Annotated in this window: 18 protein-coding genes and 1 riboswitch; of the genes, 8 read left to right on the top strand and 10 right to left on the bottom strand. The window is 66.0% G+C overall.

The annotated features are described in order from the left end of the window. Positions 1 to 38: 38 nt before the first annotated feature. The 4 genes from BM372_RS08670 to BM372_RS08680 all read right to left on the bottom strand — a co-directional run bounded on the left by BM372_RS08670 (position 39) and on the right by BM372_RS08680 (position 2,238). Positions 39 to 704, bottom strand: coding sequence for a methionine ABC transporter permease (locus BM372_RS08670; RefSeq protein ID WP_090954188.1), 666 nt, complete (start codon positions 702 to 704; stop codon positions 39 to 41). Then, the gene (locus BM372_RS21020; protein ID WP_371261717.1) at positions 697 to 1,056 is read right to left on the bottom strand and encodes an ATP-binding cassette domain-containing protein; all 360 of its coding nucleotides are present in this window, start codon (positions 1,054 to 1,056) and stop codon (positions 697 to 699) included. The genes BM372_RS08670 and BM372_RS21020 overlap by 8 nt, the downstream gene beginning before the upstream one ends. Then, positions 992 to 1,492: an ATP-binding cassette domain-containing protein gene (locus BM372_RS21025; RefSeq protein ID WP_256214133.1), complete on the bottom strand. Its 501-nt coding sequence runs from the start codon at positions 1,490 to 1,492 to the stop codon at positions 992 to 994. The genes BM372_RS21020 and BM372_RS21025 overlap by 65 nt, the downstream gene beginning before the upstream one ends. 133 nt (positions 1,493 to 1,625) lie before the next feature. Next, a riboswitch (SAM riboswitch) is annotated at positions 1,626 to 1,715 on the bottom strand. Between the two features lie 97 nt (positions 1,716 to 1,812). After that, a complete protein-coding gene (locus BM372_RS08680; RefSeq protein WP_090954190.1) occupies positions 1,813 to 2,238 on the bottom strand; it encodes a CoA-binding protein in 426 nt (141 codons plus the stop codon). A gap of 285 nt (positions 2,239 to 2,523) precedes the next feature. On the opposite strand from BM372_RS08680, the gene acs reads away from it, so the two are divergent. The 5 genes from acs to BM372_RS08705 all read left to right on the top strand — a co-directional run bounded on the left by acs (position 2,524) and on the right by BM372_RS08705 (position 8,903). Next, positions 2,524 to 4,704 carry an acetate--CoA ligase gene (acs, locus tag BM372_RS08685; protein ID WP_256214134.1) on the top strand — a complete coding sequence of 727 codons (2,181 nt, stop codon included), beginning with the start codon at positions 2,524 to 2,526 and terminating at the stop codon, positions 4,702 to 4,704. Positions 4,705 to 4,713: 9 nt separating this feature from the next. Further along, positions 4,714 to 5,916: a dimethylsulfone monooxygenase SfnG gene (gene sfnG / locus BM372_RS08690; RefSeq protein WP_090954192.1), complete on the top strand. Its 1,203-nt coding sequence runs from the start codon at positions 4,714 to 4,716 to the stop codon at positions 5,914 to 5,916. Next, a complete protein-coding gene (locus tag BM372_RS08695) occupies positions 5,916 to 7,280 on the top strand; it encodes an O-acetylhomoserine aminocarboxypropyltransferase/cysteine synthase family protein (RefSeq protein WP_090954194.1) in 1,365 nt (454 codons plus the stop codon). The genes sfnG and BM372_RS08695 overlap by 1 nt, the downstream gene beginning before the upstream one ends. Further along, positions 7,277 to 7,771, top strand: coding sequence for a CoA-binding protein (locus BM372_RS08700; RefSeq protein WP_090954198.1), 495 nt, complete (start codon positions 7,277 to 7,279; stop codon positions 7,769 to 7,771). The genes BM372_RS08695 and BM372_RS08700 overlap by 4 nt, the downstream gene beginning before the upstream one ends. A gap of 166 nt (positions 7,772 to 7,937) precedes the next feature. Then, positions 7,938 to 8,903: an AraC family transcriptional regulator gene (locus tag BM372_RS08705; protein ID WP_177235939.1), complete on the top strand. Its 966-nt coding sequence runs from the start codon at positions 7,938 to 7,940 to the stop codon at positions 8,901 to 8,903. 299 nt (positions 8,904 to 9,202) lie between these two features. Here BM372_RS08705 and BM372_RS08710 read toward each other — a convergent pair whose 3' ends face one another. From BM372_RS08710 to BM372_RS08725, 4 genes are all read right to left on the bottom strand, one after another. After that, complete coding sequence (locus BM372_RS08710) at positions 9,203 to 9,973, bottom strand: hypothetical protein (RefSeq protein ID WP_090954202.1); 771 nt, start codon at positions 9,971 to 9,973, stop codon at positions 9,203 to 9,205. Further along, entirely contained in the window at positions 9,970 to 10,518 is a 549-nt protein-coding gene (locus tag BM372_RS08715) for an RNA polymerase sigma factor (protein ID WP_177235940.1), read from the bottom strand. Before BM372_RS08715 ends, BM372_RS08710 begins: the two co-directional genes overlap by 4 nt. Positions 10,519 to 10,642: 124 nt before the next feature. Continuing rightward, positions 10,643 to 11,179, bottom strand: coding sequence for a hypothetical protein (locus BM372_RS20640; protein WP_090954204.1), 537 nt, complete (start codon positions 11,177 to 11,179; stop codon positions 10,643 to 10,645). Between the two features lie 372 nt (positions 11,180 to 11,551). Next, the gene (locus BM372_RS08725; protein WP_090954206.1) at positions 11,552 to 12,562 is read right to left on the bottom strand and encodes a 1-aminocyclopropane-1-carboxylate deaminase; all 1,011 of its coding nucleotides are present in this window, start codon (positions 12,560 to 12,562) and stop codon (positions 11,552 to 11,554) included. 138 nt (positions 12,563 to 12,700) lie between these two features. Here BM372_RS08725 and BM372_RS08730 point away from each other — a divergent pair, with 138 nt between their 5' ends. After that, a complete protein-coding gene (locus tag BM372_RS08730; RefSeq protein WP_090954208.1) occupies positions 12,701 to 13,351 on the top strand; it encodes a GntR family transcriptional regulator in 651 nt (216 codons plus the stop codon). Positions 13,352 to 13,451: 100 nt separating this feature from the next. Here BM372_RS08730 and BM372_RS08735 read toward each other — a convergent pair whose 3' ends face one another. Further along, a complete protein-coding gene (locus BM372_RS08735; protein WP_090954210.1) occupies positions 13,452 to 14,741 on the bottom strand; it encodes an adenylosuccinate synthase in 1,290 nt (429 codons plus the stop codon). Between the two features lie 397 nt (positions 14,742 to 15,138). Between BM372_RS08735 and BM372_RS08740 the strand changes: the two genes are divergently transcribed. Together BM372_RS08740 and BM372_RS08745 are read left to right on the top strand one after the other, a co-directional pair. Continuing rightward, positions 15,139 to 16,368, top strand: coding sequence for a cobalamin-independent methionine synthase II family protein (locus BM372_RS08740; protein ID WP_090954212.1), 1,230 nt, complete (start codon positions 15,139 to 15,141; stop codon positions 16,366 to 16,368). 199 nt (positions 16,369 to 16,567) lie between these two features. Then, entirely contained in the window at positions 16,568 to 17,200 is a 633-nt protein-coding gene (locus tag BM372_RS08745; RefSeq protein ID WP_090954213.1) for a uracil-DNA glycosylase family protein, read from the top strand. Positions 17,201 to 17,326: 126 nt separating this feature from the next. Here the strand turns inward: BM372_RS08745 and BM372_RS08750 are convergent, their stop codons facing one another. Further along, positions 17,327 to 17,752 (bottom strand): DUF3151 domain-containing protein, encoded by a 426-nt coding sequence (locus BM372_RS08750; RefSeq protein ID WP_090954214.1) that lies wholly within the window; start codon positions 17,750 to 17,752, stop codon positions 17,327 to 17,329. Position 17,753: the final 1 nt, after the last annotated feature.

A 17,753-nucleotide genomic window follows, 5' to 3' on the forward strand; every position in this document is an offset into this window, starting at 1 on the left:
CTTTCCGCTGTGGGAGTGGGGAAGGAATGCTGCGGCAGTCAGAGTCGTTTGTCCAGGCGCCGGGCGATGTAGGAGCCGCCCAGCTGAACGATGGTGACCAGCAGGATCATCAGGACAATGGCCGTAATCATGAGCGGCGTTTCGTAGCGGTAGTAGCCGTACCGGATGGCAAAGTCGCCGATTCCGCCGCCGCCCACCAGGCCGGCCATCGCCGAGTACGAGATGAAGCTGACGGTCATGATGGTGATGGAGCTGACGATGCCGGGCTTGGCCTCCACGATCAGGACATCGCGGACGATCTGGGACCGGCTGGCTCCCATGGACCGAGCCGCTTCAACCACTCCACCGCCCAGCTGGCTGAGGTTCTGTTCCACGAAGCGGGCAAAGTACGGGATGGCGTTGATGCTCAGCGGGACGATGACGGCGGCGGTGCCGATAGTCGTGCCGACGATGAACCTGGTGACGGGAATGATGGCGATCAGCAGGATCAGGAAGGGGAACGAGCGGAGCAGGTTGACCAGCCCGTCCAGGACGCGGTGCAGCTTTGGCTTGTGCTTGAGCCCGTTGGGGCCAATGGTGTACAGCAGGACGCCCAGAGGCGTGCCGAGGAGCACGGCCAGCGGGATGGCCACCAAGAGCATGGTGAGGGTCTGCCCCATGGCGATGCCGATTTCGGGCAGGACTTCCAGGATGCGGTCAAACATTGATCAGGTCCTCCGACGTGACGGTCTTAGCGGCGCCCCTCCCGGAGCGGTCCAGCTGGATATCATCGGAGATCAGGTAGCGCCCGATCGATGTTGCCGGGTGGAAGCCGGGGCGCTGGAGGTCGGTGAGGTCGAACTGCTCCACCACCCGGCCGTCTTCCATGACAGCGACGTTGTCGGCGATGGCCTTGATGACGTTCATCTCGTGGGTGACCACGACGATCGTGATGCCGAATTCGGCATTGACGTCGGCCAGGTACTGCAGGACTGAAGATGTCGTCCGGGGGTCAACGGCCGAGGTCGGCTCGTCGCAGAGCAGCACCTTGGGCCCGGTGGCCAGGGCGCGGGCGATCGCTACGCGCTGTTTCTGGCCCCCGGAGAGCTTGGCAGGATACGTGGACCTCCACGATGTCCAGGGTTTCGGCCGCGCGATGGCGGCGTTCTGCCTTGCCCACGCCGGCGAACTTCAGGGACAGCTCCACATTTTCCTGGGCGGTGAGGTTGTTGAGCAGGTTGAAGTGCTGGAAAATCATGCCGATGTCGTGCCGCTTGGTCCGGAGCTCGGCGTCGGAGAGAGTCACCAAGTCGACGCCGTCCACGAGGACGCGCCCCGACGTCGGGCGCTCAAGGAGGTTGATGTTGCGCAGGAGCGTGGACTTCCCGGCGCCGGAGAACCCGATGATGCCCTGGATGGTGCCCCGCTTGATGTGCAGGCTGACATCGTCAACGGCCGGGAAGCGGCCTGCCGCCGAGTCGAAGGTGGTGGTGACGTTCTGGATCTCGATCACGGATGATCACCTGCGTGGGGTCGCGCCGCTGTCTGCATGTTCATGATTTCCTTCGGGCTCGCCCGAGGAAAGCCCTGAGCCCGGCTTCTCGGCTCCGCCTGGCGAAGCCGGGGAGCCTAAGGAACACAGAGGTTCTCCATCGGTCCTGGCGGTAGCACCGTCCTCAAAGAGGGGGTTGCTGCGGCGTCATGGAGCCAGATCTCTCGGCCGCTCGGGATGGTTACCACCCCATCTCACACGGCTCGTGACGGAAACGGAAAAAGCCGGTCACATTTTGTAACCGACTTTTCCCTCACCGTGTTGGCCAGCTCTCCGGGCAGCTAAATGCCGACGCGCCACCCTTCGCGGGCGGGGCACGCGTTCACCACCACGTCCAGTCCCGCGGCTTTGGCGCGCTCCACCGCGGCGTCGTCGAAGACGCCCAGCTGCAGCCAGACCGCTTTGGCACCAACTGCGATGGCCTGGTCTATGACCGCCCCGACCTTGTACGAGTTTACGAAACAGTCCACGACGTCGATCGGGCGCTTCTGGGCAGGAATCTCCGCCAGCGAGCGGTACCCCTTCTCGCCGTGGACGTCGTCGCCGGGCAGGTTGACGGGGATAATCTCCATACCCATCCGGTCCCGGACATAGAGCGAAACGTCATAGGCCGAGCGCCACTCATTGGTGGTGAGACCCACGATCGCCCAGACGCCTTTGGTTCGCATGAGGCGGTCAATGACTGCTGGATCGTTTACGTGCGTCATGCCTTTAGCCTACGCCTGCAGGGATTCCCGCGCATTGCCGAACATATGAATGAAACGTCCCCTCCGAAGGCCGCGATGAACGAATATTACAGCGCGGAAGGCCCGGATTTGGCGGAATCGTGCAACTCGGTTCTAGTAGATACTGACCATCCCGAGCGGCCGAGAGACCTGGATCGATGAAGCCGCAGCAACCCTGGTGACGTGGGACGACCATTCCCACTGAACTGTTCCCGTGCAGAACACGCGAACACGAGGTGCTACTGCCAGGACCGATGGAGTGCTGCAATGACCCTTGAGAATTCTTCCGCCCTGCCCACCCTTGCCCGGACATCGTCCGTGGCAACCCCACAAACCTCTTCGGACGCGACGGCGAACGAAGCAGGGCTGCGTGACGTGCCCGGCTCCTCTCGCGGCTCTTCGGGATGGTCCCTGACCGAGCCCACGGACGGCGCAGTGCACGGCGTCCCCACTGACGGACCGGCGCGTCACCGCAGCACCACCCCCGATGCCATCGCCGACCACGTGGCATTCTGGGAGGAACAGGCCCTCCGCCTCGACTGGGCGGAAACCCCGGAAACTCCCGACACTCCGGGCAGCGCGGGAACCGATGCCGGGAAGCCCTGGCACACCGCCCACCGGCGCGTGCCGGCGGATGCTGAAGCTGGCATCGGACCGGCCATCACCTGGTTCGAGGGCGGCAAACTGAACGTCGCCCAGAACTGCGTCGACCGCCACGTCGACGCGGGACGCGGCGACAAGGTGGCGCTCCACTTCGAGGGCGAGCCCGGCGACCGCCGCAGCATCACCTACGCCGAACTCCAGCGCGAAGTATCCAAGGCCGCGAACGCCCTCCTGGACTTGGGGATCACCAAGGGTGACCGGGTGGTCATCTACCTGCCCGTCATCCCCGAAACCGTGATCATCACCCTGGCCGTGGCCCGGATCGGCGCCGTCCATTCCCTGGTGTTTGGCGGCTTCTCCGCCGAGGCCCTGCGCTTCCGCGTCGAGGACACCGGTGCCAAACTGCTGGTCACCACCGACGGGCAGTTCCGCCGCGGCGTGGCCGTGCCGGTCAAGGACAACGCGGACGCCGCCGTCTCGGGCGACAACGCGATCGAACACGTCCTGGTGGTCAACCGCACCACGGCACCGGACCTGCTGGATACCGTCCCGATGACCGCCGGACGCGACGTCTGGTGGCACGACGTCGTCAACACGGCCTCCGACGTGCACGCTCCAGAGGCATTCGACGCCGAAACGCCGCTGTTCATCATGTACACCTCCGGCACCACCGGCAAGCCCAAAGGCCTGGTGCACACCTCCGGCGGCTACCTGACCCAGGCTTCCTGGAGTTTTGAGCACCTGTTCAGCAACCCGGACCCCGCGCTGCGGGACCAGGATGTCCACTGGTGCACCGCGGACCTCGCCTGGGTCACCGCGCACACCTACGAGATCTACGGTCCGCTTTCGAACGGTGTCACGCAGGTGATCTTCGAGGGCACCCCCAACACCCCGCATCCCGGCCGGCATTTCGAAATCATCGAACGCTACCGGGTCACGCAGTATTACACCGCCCCAACGCTGGTCCGGTCCCTCATGGGCTGGTTCCCGGACGGAGTCCCGGCCACCTACGACCTCTCCTCCATCCGGATGCTCGGCACCGTGGGCGAGGCTGTCAACCCCGAAGCCTGGCGCTGGCTGCGGCACAACGTCGGCGCCGGCACCGCCCCCGTGGTGGACACCTGGTGGCAGTCCGAGACTGGCGCCACGATCCTCTCCCCCGCGCCCACGGACACCGAATTCAAGCCTGGCTGCGCAGCCCGTCCGCTGCCCGGCGTCAGCACCCGGATTGTGGACGAGGCCGGCAACACCGTGCCGCCCGGCGTCCAGGGCTTCATCGTGGTGGACACCCCCGGGCCCGCCATCGCCCGGACCGTGTGGGGCAACCCGCGGCGCTACTTCGATTCGTACTGGCGCCAGTACGCGGCGCACGGCTGGTTCCTCGCCGGTGACGGCGCCAAGTATGACGACGACGGCGACATCTGGATCCTTGGGCGGGTGGATGACACCCTCAACGTCTCCGGACACCTGCTCTCCACGATCGAAATCGAATCGGCCCTCGTCTCGCATCCGGACGTGGTGGAGGCCGGTGTCTGTCCCGTCGCCGACCCCAAGACCGGGCACGCAGTCGTCGCGTTCGTTGTTTTGAAAGCCGCGGCGGCGGCCACCGCGGAACTCGCGGAGGACCTCCGCAACCACGTGGCGAAGGCGATCGGGCCGATCGCCAAGCCGCGCGACGTCGTCGTCGTTCCCGATGTGCCAAAAACCCGCAGCGGCAAGATCATGCGCAGGCTGCTGACGCAGTTGTTCGAAGGAACCGCGCTCGGGGACACCACCTCGCTCCAGAACGAACCATCCATCGCGGACATCCAGGATGTCCTGCGCACCCGAAACACCCGGAAGTAAAGGAACCCCATGACAGACATCAGCAGTGTTGCCCGTCTCTCCGAACCCCTGAAGTTCGCCTACTGGGTCCCCAATGTCTCTGGCGGCCTGGTGATCTCCACGATCGAACAGCGCACCGGCTGGGACTTCGAGTACAACAAGAAGCTGGCCCGGATCGCCGAGAACTCCGGCTTCGAATACGCCCTGACCCAGACCCGGTACGCCGCCTCCTACGGCGCCGACAAGCAGCACGAGGCGACGTCCTTCAGCCTGGCGCTCCTGGCCGCCACGGAGCGGCTCAAGGTGATCGCCGCCGTCCACCCCGGCATGTGGCACCCCGGTGTGCTGGCGAAGTACCTCATCACGGCAGACCACATCTCCAACGGGCGCGCAGCCGTGAACATCGTCTCCGGCTGGCTCAAGGCGGAGTTTGAGAACTTCGGCCTCGAATGGCTTGAACACGACGAACGTTACGTCCGCACCGAGGAGTTCATCCGGGTCCTCCGCGGCCTGCTGACCGAAAAGAATTTCAGCCAGGCCGGCAAGTACTACAACATCACCGATTTCACCCTGCAGCCGGCACCGGTGGACGTGCCCGGACGGGCCCACCCCGAAATCTTCTTCGGCGGCAACTCCACGGCGGCGCAGGCTACCGCCGGGCGGGTGGCTGACTGGTACTTCTCCAACGGCAAGGACCTGGAAGGTTTCAAGGACAACATCGCCGGCGTTGTCGCCGCGTCCGGCGAGACCAGGCGCGGCACCGAAGGCGCCCTCCCCGCCCTGTCTTCTCCAAAGTTTGGCCTGAACGGCTTCGTGATCGCCCGCGATTCGGAGAAGGAAGCCCGGGACACGCTCCGCGAAATCGTCGAGAAGGCGCACAAGCCCGCCGTCGCGGGTTTCCGCGCCGCCGTCCAGGAAGCCGGAGCGTCCACCAAGGACGGCAAGGGCATGTGGGCCGACTCGAGCTTCGAGGACCTCGTCCAGTACAACGACGGCTTCAAGACCCAGCTGATCGGCACCCCGGAGCAGATCGCCGAGCGGATCGTGGAGTACAAGAAGATCGGCGTGAACCTGTTCCTCACCGGCTACCTGCACTTCCAGGAGGAAGTCGCCGCGTTCGGCCAGGATGTCCTGCCCATCGTCCGCGAGCTCGAGGCGGACCTGGCACGCAAGAACGGGATCGAACTGGACCTGTCCCAGGCCCCGGTTGCCTCCGCGGAGGTGGCTGCGTAATGGCCGAGCGCACTTTCGGGTTCCGCACCCGCGCCCTGCACGCCGGCGGCACCCCCGACGCCGAGCACGGCGCCCGCGCGGTGCCGATCTACCAGACCACGTCCTTCGTGTTCAAGGACACCCAAGACGCCGCGAACCTCTTCGCCCTGCAGAAGTACGGCAACATCTACTCCCGGATCGGCAACCCGACCGTGGCCGCGTTCGAGGAGCGCATCGCGTCGCTGGAGGGCGGGATCGGCGCCGTCGCGACGTCCTCGGGCATGGCGGCGGAGTTCATCACGTTTGCCGCGCTGACCCAGGCAGGTGACCACATCGTGGCCGCCTCCCAGCTTTACGGCGGCACGGTGACCCAACTGGACGTCACCCTGCGCCGTTTCGGCGTGGACACCACGTTTGTTCCCGGCACGGACCCGGCCGATTACGCGGCGGCCCTGCAGGAGAACACCAAGGCGATCTTCGTCGAGGCGGTGGCCAACCCGTCGTCGGAGGTCCAGGACCTGGAAGGGCTCGCCAAAGTGGCGCACGACGCCGGCATCCCGCTCGTCGTCGACGCCACCTTGAGCACCCCGTACCTCGTGCGGCCGATCGAGCACGGGGCGGACATTGTGATCCACTCCGCCACGAAGTTCCTCGGCGGCCACGGGACCACCCTCGGCGGCGTCATCGTCGAGAGCGGCCGCTTCAACTGGGGCAACGGCAAGTTCCCCACGATGACCGAGCCCGTGGCCTCCTACGGCAACGTCTCCTGGTGGGGGAACTTTGGCGAGTACGGCTTCCTCACCAAGCTGCGCTGCGAGCAGTTGCGCGACATCGGCCCGGCACTGTCACCGCAGTCGGCGTTCCAGCTGCTGCAGGGCGTGGAGACGCTTGCCCAGCGCCTCGACGAGCACCTCAGCAACGCCCAGGCCGTGGCTGAGTGGCTTGAAGCGGACGAGCGCGTGGCCTACGTGAACTTCTCCGGACTGCCCTCCCACCCGCACTTCGAGCGGGCCAAGAAGTACCTGCCGCTGGGGCCCGGCTCTGTCTTCTCCTTCGGCGTGAAGGGCGGCCGCGCAGCCGGACAGAAGTTCATCGAGTCCCTGCAGCTCGCCTCGCACCTGGCCAATGTGGGCGACGCCCGGACGCTGGTCATCCATCCGGGCTCCACCACGCACCAGCAGCTCAGCCCGGAACAACTGGAATCCGCCGGGGTCCCGGAAGACCTGGTCCGCATCTCCGTGGGCCTGGAGGACATCGACGATATCCTGTGGGACCTGGACCAGGCCCTGGATGCCGCATCGCTCGAGGCAGGGTCCTTGGAGTCCACGACCCAGCAGTCCGCGGCCGATGAGGCTGCCTCCTGCACGATCGGAGCGAACGCATGAGCACTGAAGAACGAACCTGGACCGGACCCTCGGCGCCGGAACGGCTGAACCTGCTGCGGCAGGCGAAGTCGATCGCAATCGTCGGGGCCTCGGACAAGCCCTCGCGCGCGAGCTACTTCGTCGCCACCTACCTGCAGTCCTCCACGCGGTACAAGGTCTATTTCGTCAATCCCGTGGTGAAGGAAATCCTGGGCGAACCGACATACGCCTCGCTGGCTGACCTGCCCGAAAGCCCCGACATTGTGGACGTGTTCCGCAAGCACGCGGACCTGCCGGCCGTTCTGGACGAGGCCATCGCCGCCGGAGCCAAGACACTGTGGCTGCAGCTGGGGTCCTGGCACGAGGACGTCGCCAAGGAAGCGGAAGCCGCCGGGCTCGACGTCGTCATGGACCGCTGCGTGAAGATTGAACATGCCCGGTTCCACGGCGGCCTGCACCTGGCCGGCTTCGACACCGGCGTCATCTCCTCCAAGCGCCAGGTCCTGGCATAAGATGCCGAATGCGCGGATAAGTGACGTAGTCCTCCTCTGAGCTCCCGCGCCGTTGACATCGAGGTAGGGAAGAATGGATTTTGACGCAACTGGCCCGGACCCGGAGCCCGCTATCGCTCGCTCCCGGTCCGATGGCCAAGCATCCCGTCAACGCTACGAAATTCCAATGGACCTGACTCCGCCGCAAAGGTTTGAACATTGGCGCGCCTGGTACGGGCAAGCCGTCGACACCCCCGTCCGGCTGGAAGCCACCGGCCCGGTGTCTTCGCTCTTCTGCCCTTCCGCCGTGAGTTTTACCGGGCCGGGCTTCAGCCTGATAGAGCTTCGGAACGAACCTGCTTCCGGCTCCTGGAATGCAAATCCGGATCTGGACGACCTCCGCCTGGCCTACTTCGTGAAGGCAGAATCCGCGACGTACAACTTCTCCGGACAACCGACACCCCTCAGCGCACCGCGCGTCCACTTCCTCGACCTCACACGCGACGGCTCATTCCATGCCCCCTGCGGCATGCATGTAATCCAGCTCAACCTTGACAGAGCCGGCCTGGGCGTGGACGCGGCAGCCGCGAAACGTCTGGCTGCGGTACCGAACCTCATTCAGCATCCCGTATTGCGCTCCCTCGTGATGCCCGTTCTCCTGGGTTGCCGAAATGAGAGCATGGGAGCACACGCAGGTGCGGCAGCCACAGCTTTGAGGTCCGTCACCACGGCGTTGATCTCGTCGTTGCTCGACGTTCCCGCGGAACCCGAAGCGCTCCAGCCGTCGCGCCGGTTGGAAATCAAGAAACACATTCACCGGAACTATGCTTCCCGGGACCTGACAGTGGAAGCCATTGCGCAGCGCTTCCACATGTCCCGCAGGGCGCTGTTCTGCCTCTTCGAGCGGGAAGAGCTCGGAGTGGGCGCCCGCATCCGCGCATTGCGGACAGCGAGGGCACTCGAGCTGCTTCTTGATAAGGAGTGGCAACTCCGACCCATTGACGAACTTGCCGCCCGCAGCGGCTTTTCCAACACCCAGAGCCTACGCCGGGCACTGAAGGAGACGACCGGGCTGACTGCGCGGGACCTCAGGGAGAACCCAGCCGTTATTGCGGGCTACCTGGAGGGTCTTCGGCGATCCCTCGGTAGGTAAACGTCAGGTTCCCTGCTCTCCGGCGGTCCGTCTGGTTCACGAGGGCGCCTCGGCCCCGTCGTTCCGCTTCGCCCGGCATCCGGTCCGCACAAAAGCGAAACGCTCCAGAGTCAGGCGGTCCTCGATCCCCCAATGATGACCGAGGCCTCACCCGTCGTTGCAACGATACTGGCGCCGACGAGCCCGGCGGGCGGCCGGCTGCAAGTGTGCACCAAATGAGCCAGAATCCGAGGAATCCTGCATCGGGTGAACCATCACCCCGTTCGCGCCCGCGGACCCGGGCGGGTGGGCGGCCGATCCTAGGGCTGGCCCGGGAGCTTGGCCGGCACGACATCCGGCAGGGTGGGCGTCGCGTTTCCAGGGGTGCTGGGCAGGTCCTTGCCGTTGCCGTTGCCCTTTCCGTCCTTTTGGTCCGGCGCTCCAGGAATCCCGGGTGTCACCGGCCGCTGCCCGGGCGTCGGCAGTATGCCGTCCCTGCCGACGGCGGGCGGGGCCGTTGGCGCCGTGGCCGGCCGCGTCTTTCCGTCAGACGAAACGCCCCGGCTGGCCTTGCTGGACGTGGCCGTCCCGGCCGCCGGACCACCGGGGTTCCCGGTCGCTGCCGCAGTGGCGCCCGGGACCGGAATGGCCGGAACATCGCTCGGCGACGGCTGGACATGCTCAGGGGCCGGAGCGGGATGCACCGCCGGATGGAAAATGACCCCGACCGTGCGGCTGACGCTGTGCCGGAAGTCCTCGCTGGAAGCGGCCACGGCCCCTGCGCCCAGGCTCATCGCCCCGATCACGGCGCCACCGACGATCGCGAGGCGGCGCTTCCGGCCCCTCCGCCGGTCTTCCAGGCTCACGACGGCGGCGTCAGGCCCGGCTTCCGCTGGGACCGGCACGGTGTAACCGGGCGCCCCGGTGGCGAGCAGCGCTGCCAGGTCGGCGCGGGGCGCGGGCGCCTGATCCGGGACCACAGCGCGGAGCTGTTCCAGCGCGCTGCGAAGCTCGGCCGCGGTTTCGAGACCGGAGTCGCTCAGCATCGCCTGGATGCTGCCGTGCTGCTGAGGGTCGCGGGTGCCCGTCATGATGCTGCGTGGTCCTTTTCGGTTACGAGTTCGCGCAGGGCACTTAGCCCGCGGCGCTGGAGTTGTTTGATGGCACCCGGCGACTTGTCCATGATGCCGGCCACCTGATCGATGGAGAGGTCCGCGACGATGCGCAGGACCAGGACTTCCCGTTGCTCCTCATTGAGCCTTGCGAGAGTGTCGGAGATTCCGCTCAGGGATCCCAGGACCTCGTCCTCGGCGGATGCCGCGTACCGCTCGTCGTTCAGCGGATCGTACTCGGCCAGGTGCGGGGTGCGTTCCGCCCGCCGTCGGTGGTCGACCAGCCGGGCGTGCGCGACGGAGAAAATAAACGTCCGCAGTCCACTGTGTCCACCGGTGACGCCGGCCAGTTTCGGCAGGACGTCCACGAAGACGTCCTGGGTCAGGGCCTCTGCGTCGTCCACGCCCCGGGCCCGGAAGTAACCCAGGACAGCCGGGGAAATGGCCGCGTACACGGCGCTGAAACCTGATGGGTCACCAGCTAATGCGGCTGACAATTCGTCGTCGCTTAGCTGCTGTGCCAAGAGGCTGTCCTTCCGTTACCGCCGGGGTGCGGCCCACGCAAGCCTAGCGGCCGCACCCCCGGGACCTCCAAAGTGAAGTCCCTACTTGCAGACCCTTGCCGGGTCACTGCTCAGTAGCCGAGTGCTACTTTTCGTGCCGGGGCAGTTCGACGCCCGGTGCGGCGGGAACGGCCGGGGTTGCCGGAACCGCGGGGGTTGCCGGTTCGCCGTTGGTGCCCGGAACGGCCGGGGTGGCGGGAACGGCCGGAACAGCGGCATGCACGTTGGCGTTGACGTTGGCGTGCGCCGAGCCGGCAGCGCCCTTGGCGTTGGCGTTGCTCTTGACGGTGGCGCCCTCCTTTGAGTCAACGGAGCCGTCGACGGAGCCCTCGGCGGCACCCTCGGCGCCGTCGGCGTCAGTGTTGCTCTCGGCGTCGCCCTTGACGGAGTCCTTGTCCGAACCGTCAGTCGACGGGGAAGCCGGAATCGCGGGAACGGCCGGCTTGGCCGGGAGTGTCGGGCTTGCCGGGACCGCGGGGGTGGCCGGCGTAGCGCGGTTTACTTCAAGCTGCTGGGTGCTGGACGTTTGCGCCGCGTTGGCCAGTCCGATGCCGGAGAATCCTCCGACTGCCAGGATGGCGGCGCCGACAGCAATCTTGGTGGTCTTGCTAACACTCTTCATAAGAGACATACATCCTTTGTTTTTTGTTGGAGGGCTGACTGGAGCCTGATGGGCAGTCAACAGACCGCTCTCGCCTTTGAAGGCAGGCCGGCGCCCAATGGGGGGCGGGCGCCGGCCGGCGCTAACAGCGGAAGGCCGCCCGGAAGCCTCATGGGGGGTTCAGCTCCGGGCGGCGCTTACAAAGGAGTAATCGCTGGGGCAGGCCGAAAGGTTACGCCCCAATTGAAATTTTCTTCTTTCTTTTTCCCGGCCAGCGCTGCTGGGCCTAAACGACGACGGCGGGCTCCCTCACCGGAGGACCCGCAGCCGTCGTAGCCCAGGCGTGCCATAACGGGAGTGGCCTCACGATAGGCAGCGGGGACCGGCGCCTCGTCAGGATCGGAAGAGCCCGCTGTAGGCATTGAGGGCGATCTGGCCACCCAGATGCGCGTAGAGGACGTTGCTGCCGGCCGGAATGTCCCGGCTTTTCACGAGGTCGATTAGTCCGGCGAGGGACTTGCCCTCGTAGACGGGGTCGGTGATCATCGCTTCGAGCGAGGCGCCAAGGCGGATGGCTTCGAGGGTGGATTCGACGGGAATGCCGTACAGGTCCCCGGCCCAGCCTTCCAGAACGTTAATTTCGTCGTCGCGGAGCTCCCGGCCCAGCCCGATGAGTTCGGCGGTGTTGCGGGCGATGCGTTCCACCTGCTCACGGGTCTTCTGCAGGGTTGCCGAGGCGTCGATGCCGATCACGCGGCGCGGCTTGTCCTGGCCGGCAAAGCCCGCGATCATGCCGGCGTGCGTGGAGCCCGTGACGGTGCAGACCACAATGGTGTCGAAGAATACGCCGAGCTCCCGCTCCTGCTGTTCCACCTCATAGGCCCAGTTGGCGAAGCCCAGGCCGCCTAGCCTGTGGTCGGACCCGCCGGCCGGGATCGCGTAGGGCTTACCGCCGGCGGCCTTGACCTCTTCGATCGCATTTTCCCAGCTGCCGCGGATGCCGATGTCGAAGCCGGCGCTGTCCAGCCGGACGTCGGCGCCCATGATGCGCGAGAGCAGGATGTTGCCGACGCGATCGGACAGCGGGTCAGGCCAGTCGACCCAGTTCTCCTGGACCAGGCGGGCCTTGAGGCCGAGTTTCGCAGCCACCGCCGCAACTTGGCGGGTGTGGTTGGACTGATAGCCGCCGATGGAGACGAGCGTGTCCGCGCCCTGCGCCAGGGCATCCGGGACGAAATACTCCAGCTTGCGGGTCTTGTTGCCGCCAAACGCGAGGCCGCTGTTGACGTCCTCCCGCTTGGCCCAGATCTGGGCGCCGCCCAGGTGGGCGCTGAGCCGCGGCAGCGGATGGATGGGGCTGGGGCCGAACATCAGGGGGTAGCGCTCAAAGTCGGTGATGGCCATCGTCGGTCCTTCGGTAGGGGTCTGGCAGCGCAACAGGATGAAATCAAAACAAGCGAAATGCAATATATTGCACTGTCCAATCGAGCCATTGTCCGTCTTAAGACCGCCCCTCGGCAAGAGCGATATACGATATGTTGCATGCCCGTACCCGCCCTCCACGGAGTCCATAAGAGGACCCTGCTCCGGGACAACGTCTTTGACTCGATCCGGAACGCGATCGTCGACGGCACCCTGGCGCCTGGGGAACGGCTGAAGGACACCGAGCTGGAAGCGTGGCTGGGCGTCAGCCGAACGCCGATCCGGGAGGCTCTGCTCCGGCTGGAACGCGCCGGCCTGGTGATTGCGCTGCCGGGGAAGGCCACCATCGTCGCCCCCTACGACCAGGCGTCGACCGTCAGCGCCCAGCAGGTGGTCGCGGGGTTGCACGAGCTGGCCGCACGCCTGGCCGTTCCGCTCCTGACCGAGGACGATATTTCCGTAATGGACGAGGCCAATACACGCTTCGAACAGGCCCTGCAGCACGCCGACGTCGAGTCGGCACTCCGCGCCGATGACGATTTCCACGCCGTCTTTGTAACGGTCAGCGCGAACCCGGTGCTCCACGAGCTCCTGGAGCAAACCACGCCCGTCCTGCGCCGGGTGGAGCGGATGCGCTTCGGCTCCTTTGCGGCCCGGGAATCGGTGGCCCAGCACGCGGAGATCATCAGGCTCTCCCGCCTCGGCGACGCCGAGGCTGCCGGCAGGGCGTGTCGGGAGAATTGGCTCTCGCTGGGCCTCGCAGGCCAGTAGCGAGGGCGCAGCCTAACGACGACGGCGGCGGGCCGCCCTTCCCAGGGTGACCCGCCGCCGTCGTACGTGAACCTTATGCGTCAGTCAGTATCAGTCAGTATCAGTCAAGGATCAAATCGTTGACCACGATCGTCTGGTCGCGGTCCGGTCCGACGCCGATCGCGGAGAACCGTGTGCCGGAGAGCTTCTCCAGGGCAAGGACGTAGTTCCGGGCGTTTTCCGGCAGGTCCTCCAGGGTGCGGGCGCCGGTGATGTCCTCGGTCCAGCCCTCGAAGTATTCGAAGATCGGCTTGGCGTGGTGGAACTCGGTCTGGGTCATGGGCATTTCGTCGTGCCGCACGCCGTCGACGTCGTAGGCGACGCAGACCGGGATCTGCTCGATGCCCGTGAGCACGTCCAGCTTGGTGACGAAGTAGTCCGTGAAGCCGTTGACCCGGGAGGCGTGCCGGGCCAGAACGGCGTCGTACCAGCCGCAGCGGCGGGGACGGCCGGTGTTGACACCGAACTCGCCGCCGGTCTTCTGCAGGTACATGCCCATCTCGTCGAACAGTTCGGTGGGGAACGGCCCGGCACCGACGCGCGTGGTGTACGCCTTGATGATGCCGATGGAGCGCGAGATCCGGGTGGGTCCGATGCCGGAGCCCACGGAGGCGCCGCCCGCAGTCGGGTTCGAGGACGTGACGAACGGGTAGGTGCCGTGGTCGACGTCGAGGAACGTGGCCTGGCCGCCCTCCATCAGGACCACCTTGCCCTCGTCCAGCGCCGTGTTCAGGACGTAGGTGCTGTCGATGACCAGCGGGCGGAGCCGCTCGGCGAAGGACAGGAAGTACTCCACGATCTCGTCCACCTCGATGTCGCGGCGGTTATAGACCTTGACCAGGAGTTCGTTCTTCTGCCGCAGCGAGCCTTCGACCTTCTGCCGCAGGATGGAGGCGTCGAAGACGTCCTGGACGCGGATGCCCAGGCGGGCCACCTTGTCCATGTAGGCCGGACCGATGCCGCGGCCGGTGGTGCCGATGGCGCGGCTGCCCAGGAAACGCTCGGTGACTTTGTCCAGGACCTGGTGGTAGGGAGCCACGAGGTGGGCGTTGGCGGAGACGCGGAGCCGTGAGGTGTCAGCGCCGCGGGCCTCGAGCCCGTCGATTTCCTGGAACAGGGCTTCCAGGTTCACCACGCAGCCGTTGCCGATGATCGGAACCGCGTTCGGGCTCAGGATGCCGGCAGGAAGGAGCTTGAGCTCATACTTCTCACCGCCTACGACGACGGTATGCCCGGCGTTGTTGCCGCCGTTGGGCTTGACGACGTAGTCAACGCGGCCGCCGAGCAGGTCGGTGGCCTTTCCTTTGCCTTCGTCGCCCCACTGGGCTCCGACGATCACGATTGCTGGCATGGGATCCTCCCCCATTCGTTCGGGCCGAACTGCGTGAATGACCAAATGGTCACCGCAGGTCAGCGCCGTTCATGAGAATGCCCCGAATCTACCGCTGTGCTCCTGCCCAACGCCAGAGTTCCGGGGCTCTTACCACCCAAGTTTAGCCGAAAACGGTTCCTGGCATCGGTTTGGGTCCTGGCGTGGACGCGGCATCATCGATCGGGGCATTTTCGACACATAGCGGGCTCGACTTGCGGGAGGTCCCGGCGTGGAATTAAGTGAGAGTGACCATCCCGAGCGGCCGAGGGACCTGGACCGTTGACGCCGCAGCAACCCTGCCGGACGCCGCCTGCCCACCAGCGGGCAGCGTGACCGGCACCGGTGCTACCGCCAGGACCGATGGAAAGGAAACGCCATGTCGCCGAACACCACATCAGGGTCCCAGAACACCGACCATATCCGGGTCACCCACGCCGGTTCTCTGCCGCGCACGCCCGAGCTGATCGCCGCGAACGAGGCCAAGGAAGCTGATGGCCTGACGCCCGAGTTCCTGGACCTGCTGAAAACGTCCGTGGGGGACGTCGTCCAGCTCCAAAAGGATCTTGGCATCGACATCCCCAACGACGGCGAGTACGGGCACACGATGTCCAGCTCCGTGGACTACGGCGCCTGGTGGAACTACTCCTTTTCCCGGCTGGGCGGCTTGGCACCGACCGATGTGGACCGCTGGGCCGACGCCAAGGTGCACCGTTCCTCCCCGGGCCACATTGTCCTGACGTCCTTTCCCGACCGCCGGGACCGGCAGAAGTTCAATGACGCCTACAACGACCCTTCCTCGGGGATCCTGGCCCACCGCCGTGCCGTCACACAGCCCAAGATCGCGGGACCCCTGACGTACACGGGCCAGGACCTGGTGAACTCGGACATCGCCAACCTCAAGGCGGGCATGGCCGTAGCGGGCCTCACGGAAGGGTTCGTCGCCTCCCTCTCCCCCGGCTCCTGCGCGCGCGTGGCCAACGAGTACTACCAGAGCGACGAGGAACTTCTCTATGCCTGCGCCGACGCGATGCGCGAGGAATATAAAGCCATCATCGACGCCGGCCTGACGGTCCAGCTCGACGACCCGTCCCTGGCCGAGAGCTGGGACCAGATCAATCCCGAGCCGAGCCTCGAGGACTACCTGAAGTTCATCCAACTCCGGGTCGAGGCCACGAACTGGGCGCTGCGCGACCTGCCGCAGGACAAGATCCGGCTGCACGTGTGCTGGGGTTCCTGGCACGGCCCGCACACCACGGACATTCCCTTCGCGGACATCATCGGATCTGTTCTCCAGGTCAACGCCGGCGGCTACTCCTTCGAAGCGGCCAACGTCCGGCACGAACACGAGTGGCGGGTCTGGGAAGACACCAAGCTCCCCGAGGGCAAGGTGATCATCCCCGGCGTCGTGTCCCATGCCACCAACGTGGTGGAACATCCCGACCTCGTCGCCGACCGGATCGTGCGCTTCGCGGACCTCGTGGGCCGTGAAAACGTGGTCGCCTCGACCGACTGCGGACTGGGCGGCAGGGTGCATCCGCAGATTGCCTTTGCCAAGCTGGAGGCCCTCGGCGAAGGGGCGCGCCGCGCCACCAAGCGCCTCTGGTAGCGACTGCCGGGCCGCCGGGGCTTGGGAGAGTGATGGGGGCGGCTCTGCATTTCGGGGGGCTTGATAGACTGATATGGATCGACCAGGAATCGGTCCACACCACATTTTCAAACCACACCATTGTTCTGCATGGCCGGTATCCGGCGTGCCCGCATCCGGTGTGGCAGCTTTGCCAATCCCGCAGGAGACCCAGCAACATATGACAGCCCTGGCCACCGAAAATTTCCGCGAAGAGCTCCTGAGCCGCCGGTACGAACCTAGCGTCGCCCCGGTCAATGAGCTCTGTGATGCTCTCCAGGCAACCAAGGCTGGCACCGTTGTCCCCTATGTGGACCCCATGCACGAGGTCGATGAGTGCCGCATCATCAGCCTGTACTCCAACATCGGCACCGCGGACGCGTCGGGCTTCATCACGGCGGGCGACGACGAGGCGGCCACCCGCATGCTCGGCATCCAGTGGAAGCTGGGGCTGCGTCCCGAATTCGTCATGCCCTGGAACGTGCACCCGTGGCACGTCCCCGGCGAGCCCAACGGCAAGTTCACGCCGGACCAGATTTCCGCCGGCCTCAAGCCGCTGCTGAAGTTCCTGGCCCTCGTGCCCCGCGCCTCCGTGATCGTCGCGCACGGCACCGAGGCCAACCGTCTGGCCAACCTGCTGCTCAAAACCGAGGTCCCGCTGCTGTGGCGCCGCGGTCTGAAGACCTACAAGGTCCGCTCGCTTAGCGGCCGGGCGTTCGCCGGCACGCCGGCCCGCCAGGAGGAGTACCTGGCAGACATGCGCACTGCATACGCGGATGCCATGGCCCGCACAGGCCTGGCCAAGGCCAACTAAGCGCCCGCCCTTAAACACCAACTTTAAACACCAACGCGGGGTCACTTCGCGCCCGATCCATGGTGTGGATTGGGCCGGAAGTGACCCCGCGTTGCTTTGAGTGCGGTGGTGTCAGTCCTGGGCTTGTCAGTCCTGGGCTTCGATGGCCGCCCTGGCAGCGGGATCGGAGTCGTTGAGGAACTTGTCGATCCGCTCCGGCTCTTCGGCCTCGCCGATCGCCGCGGACGCACGGCCCAGCGAATAAAGCGCGCGCAGGAAGCCGCGGTTGGGTTCGTGCTCCCACGGGATCGGCCCGACGCCGCGCCAGCCGTTGCGGCGCAGTGAATCCAGGCCGCGGTGGTAGCCCACGCGCGAGTACGCGTAGGAATCGATGGTGCGGCCCTCGTCCCACGCTTCCTCGGCCAGGATGGCCCACAGCAGCGAGGACGTGGGGTGCTTGGCCACGAGGTCCACGGCTTCCTGGCCGAGCGCGAGGTGCTGGTAGATCTCAGGCTCGGCGGGCAGGAGCGTGGGCTCGGGACCCATCAGGTTCTTGCGGAACTCGTCGGACATG

This window comes from Arthrobacter sp. ov118 (assembly GCF_900116495.1).
Taxonomy (GTDB): Bacteria; Actinomycetota; Actinomycetes; order Actinomycetales; family Micrococcaceae; genus Arthrobacter.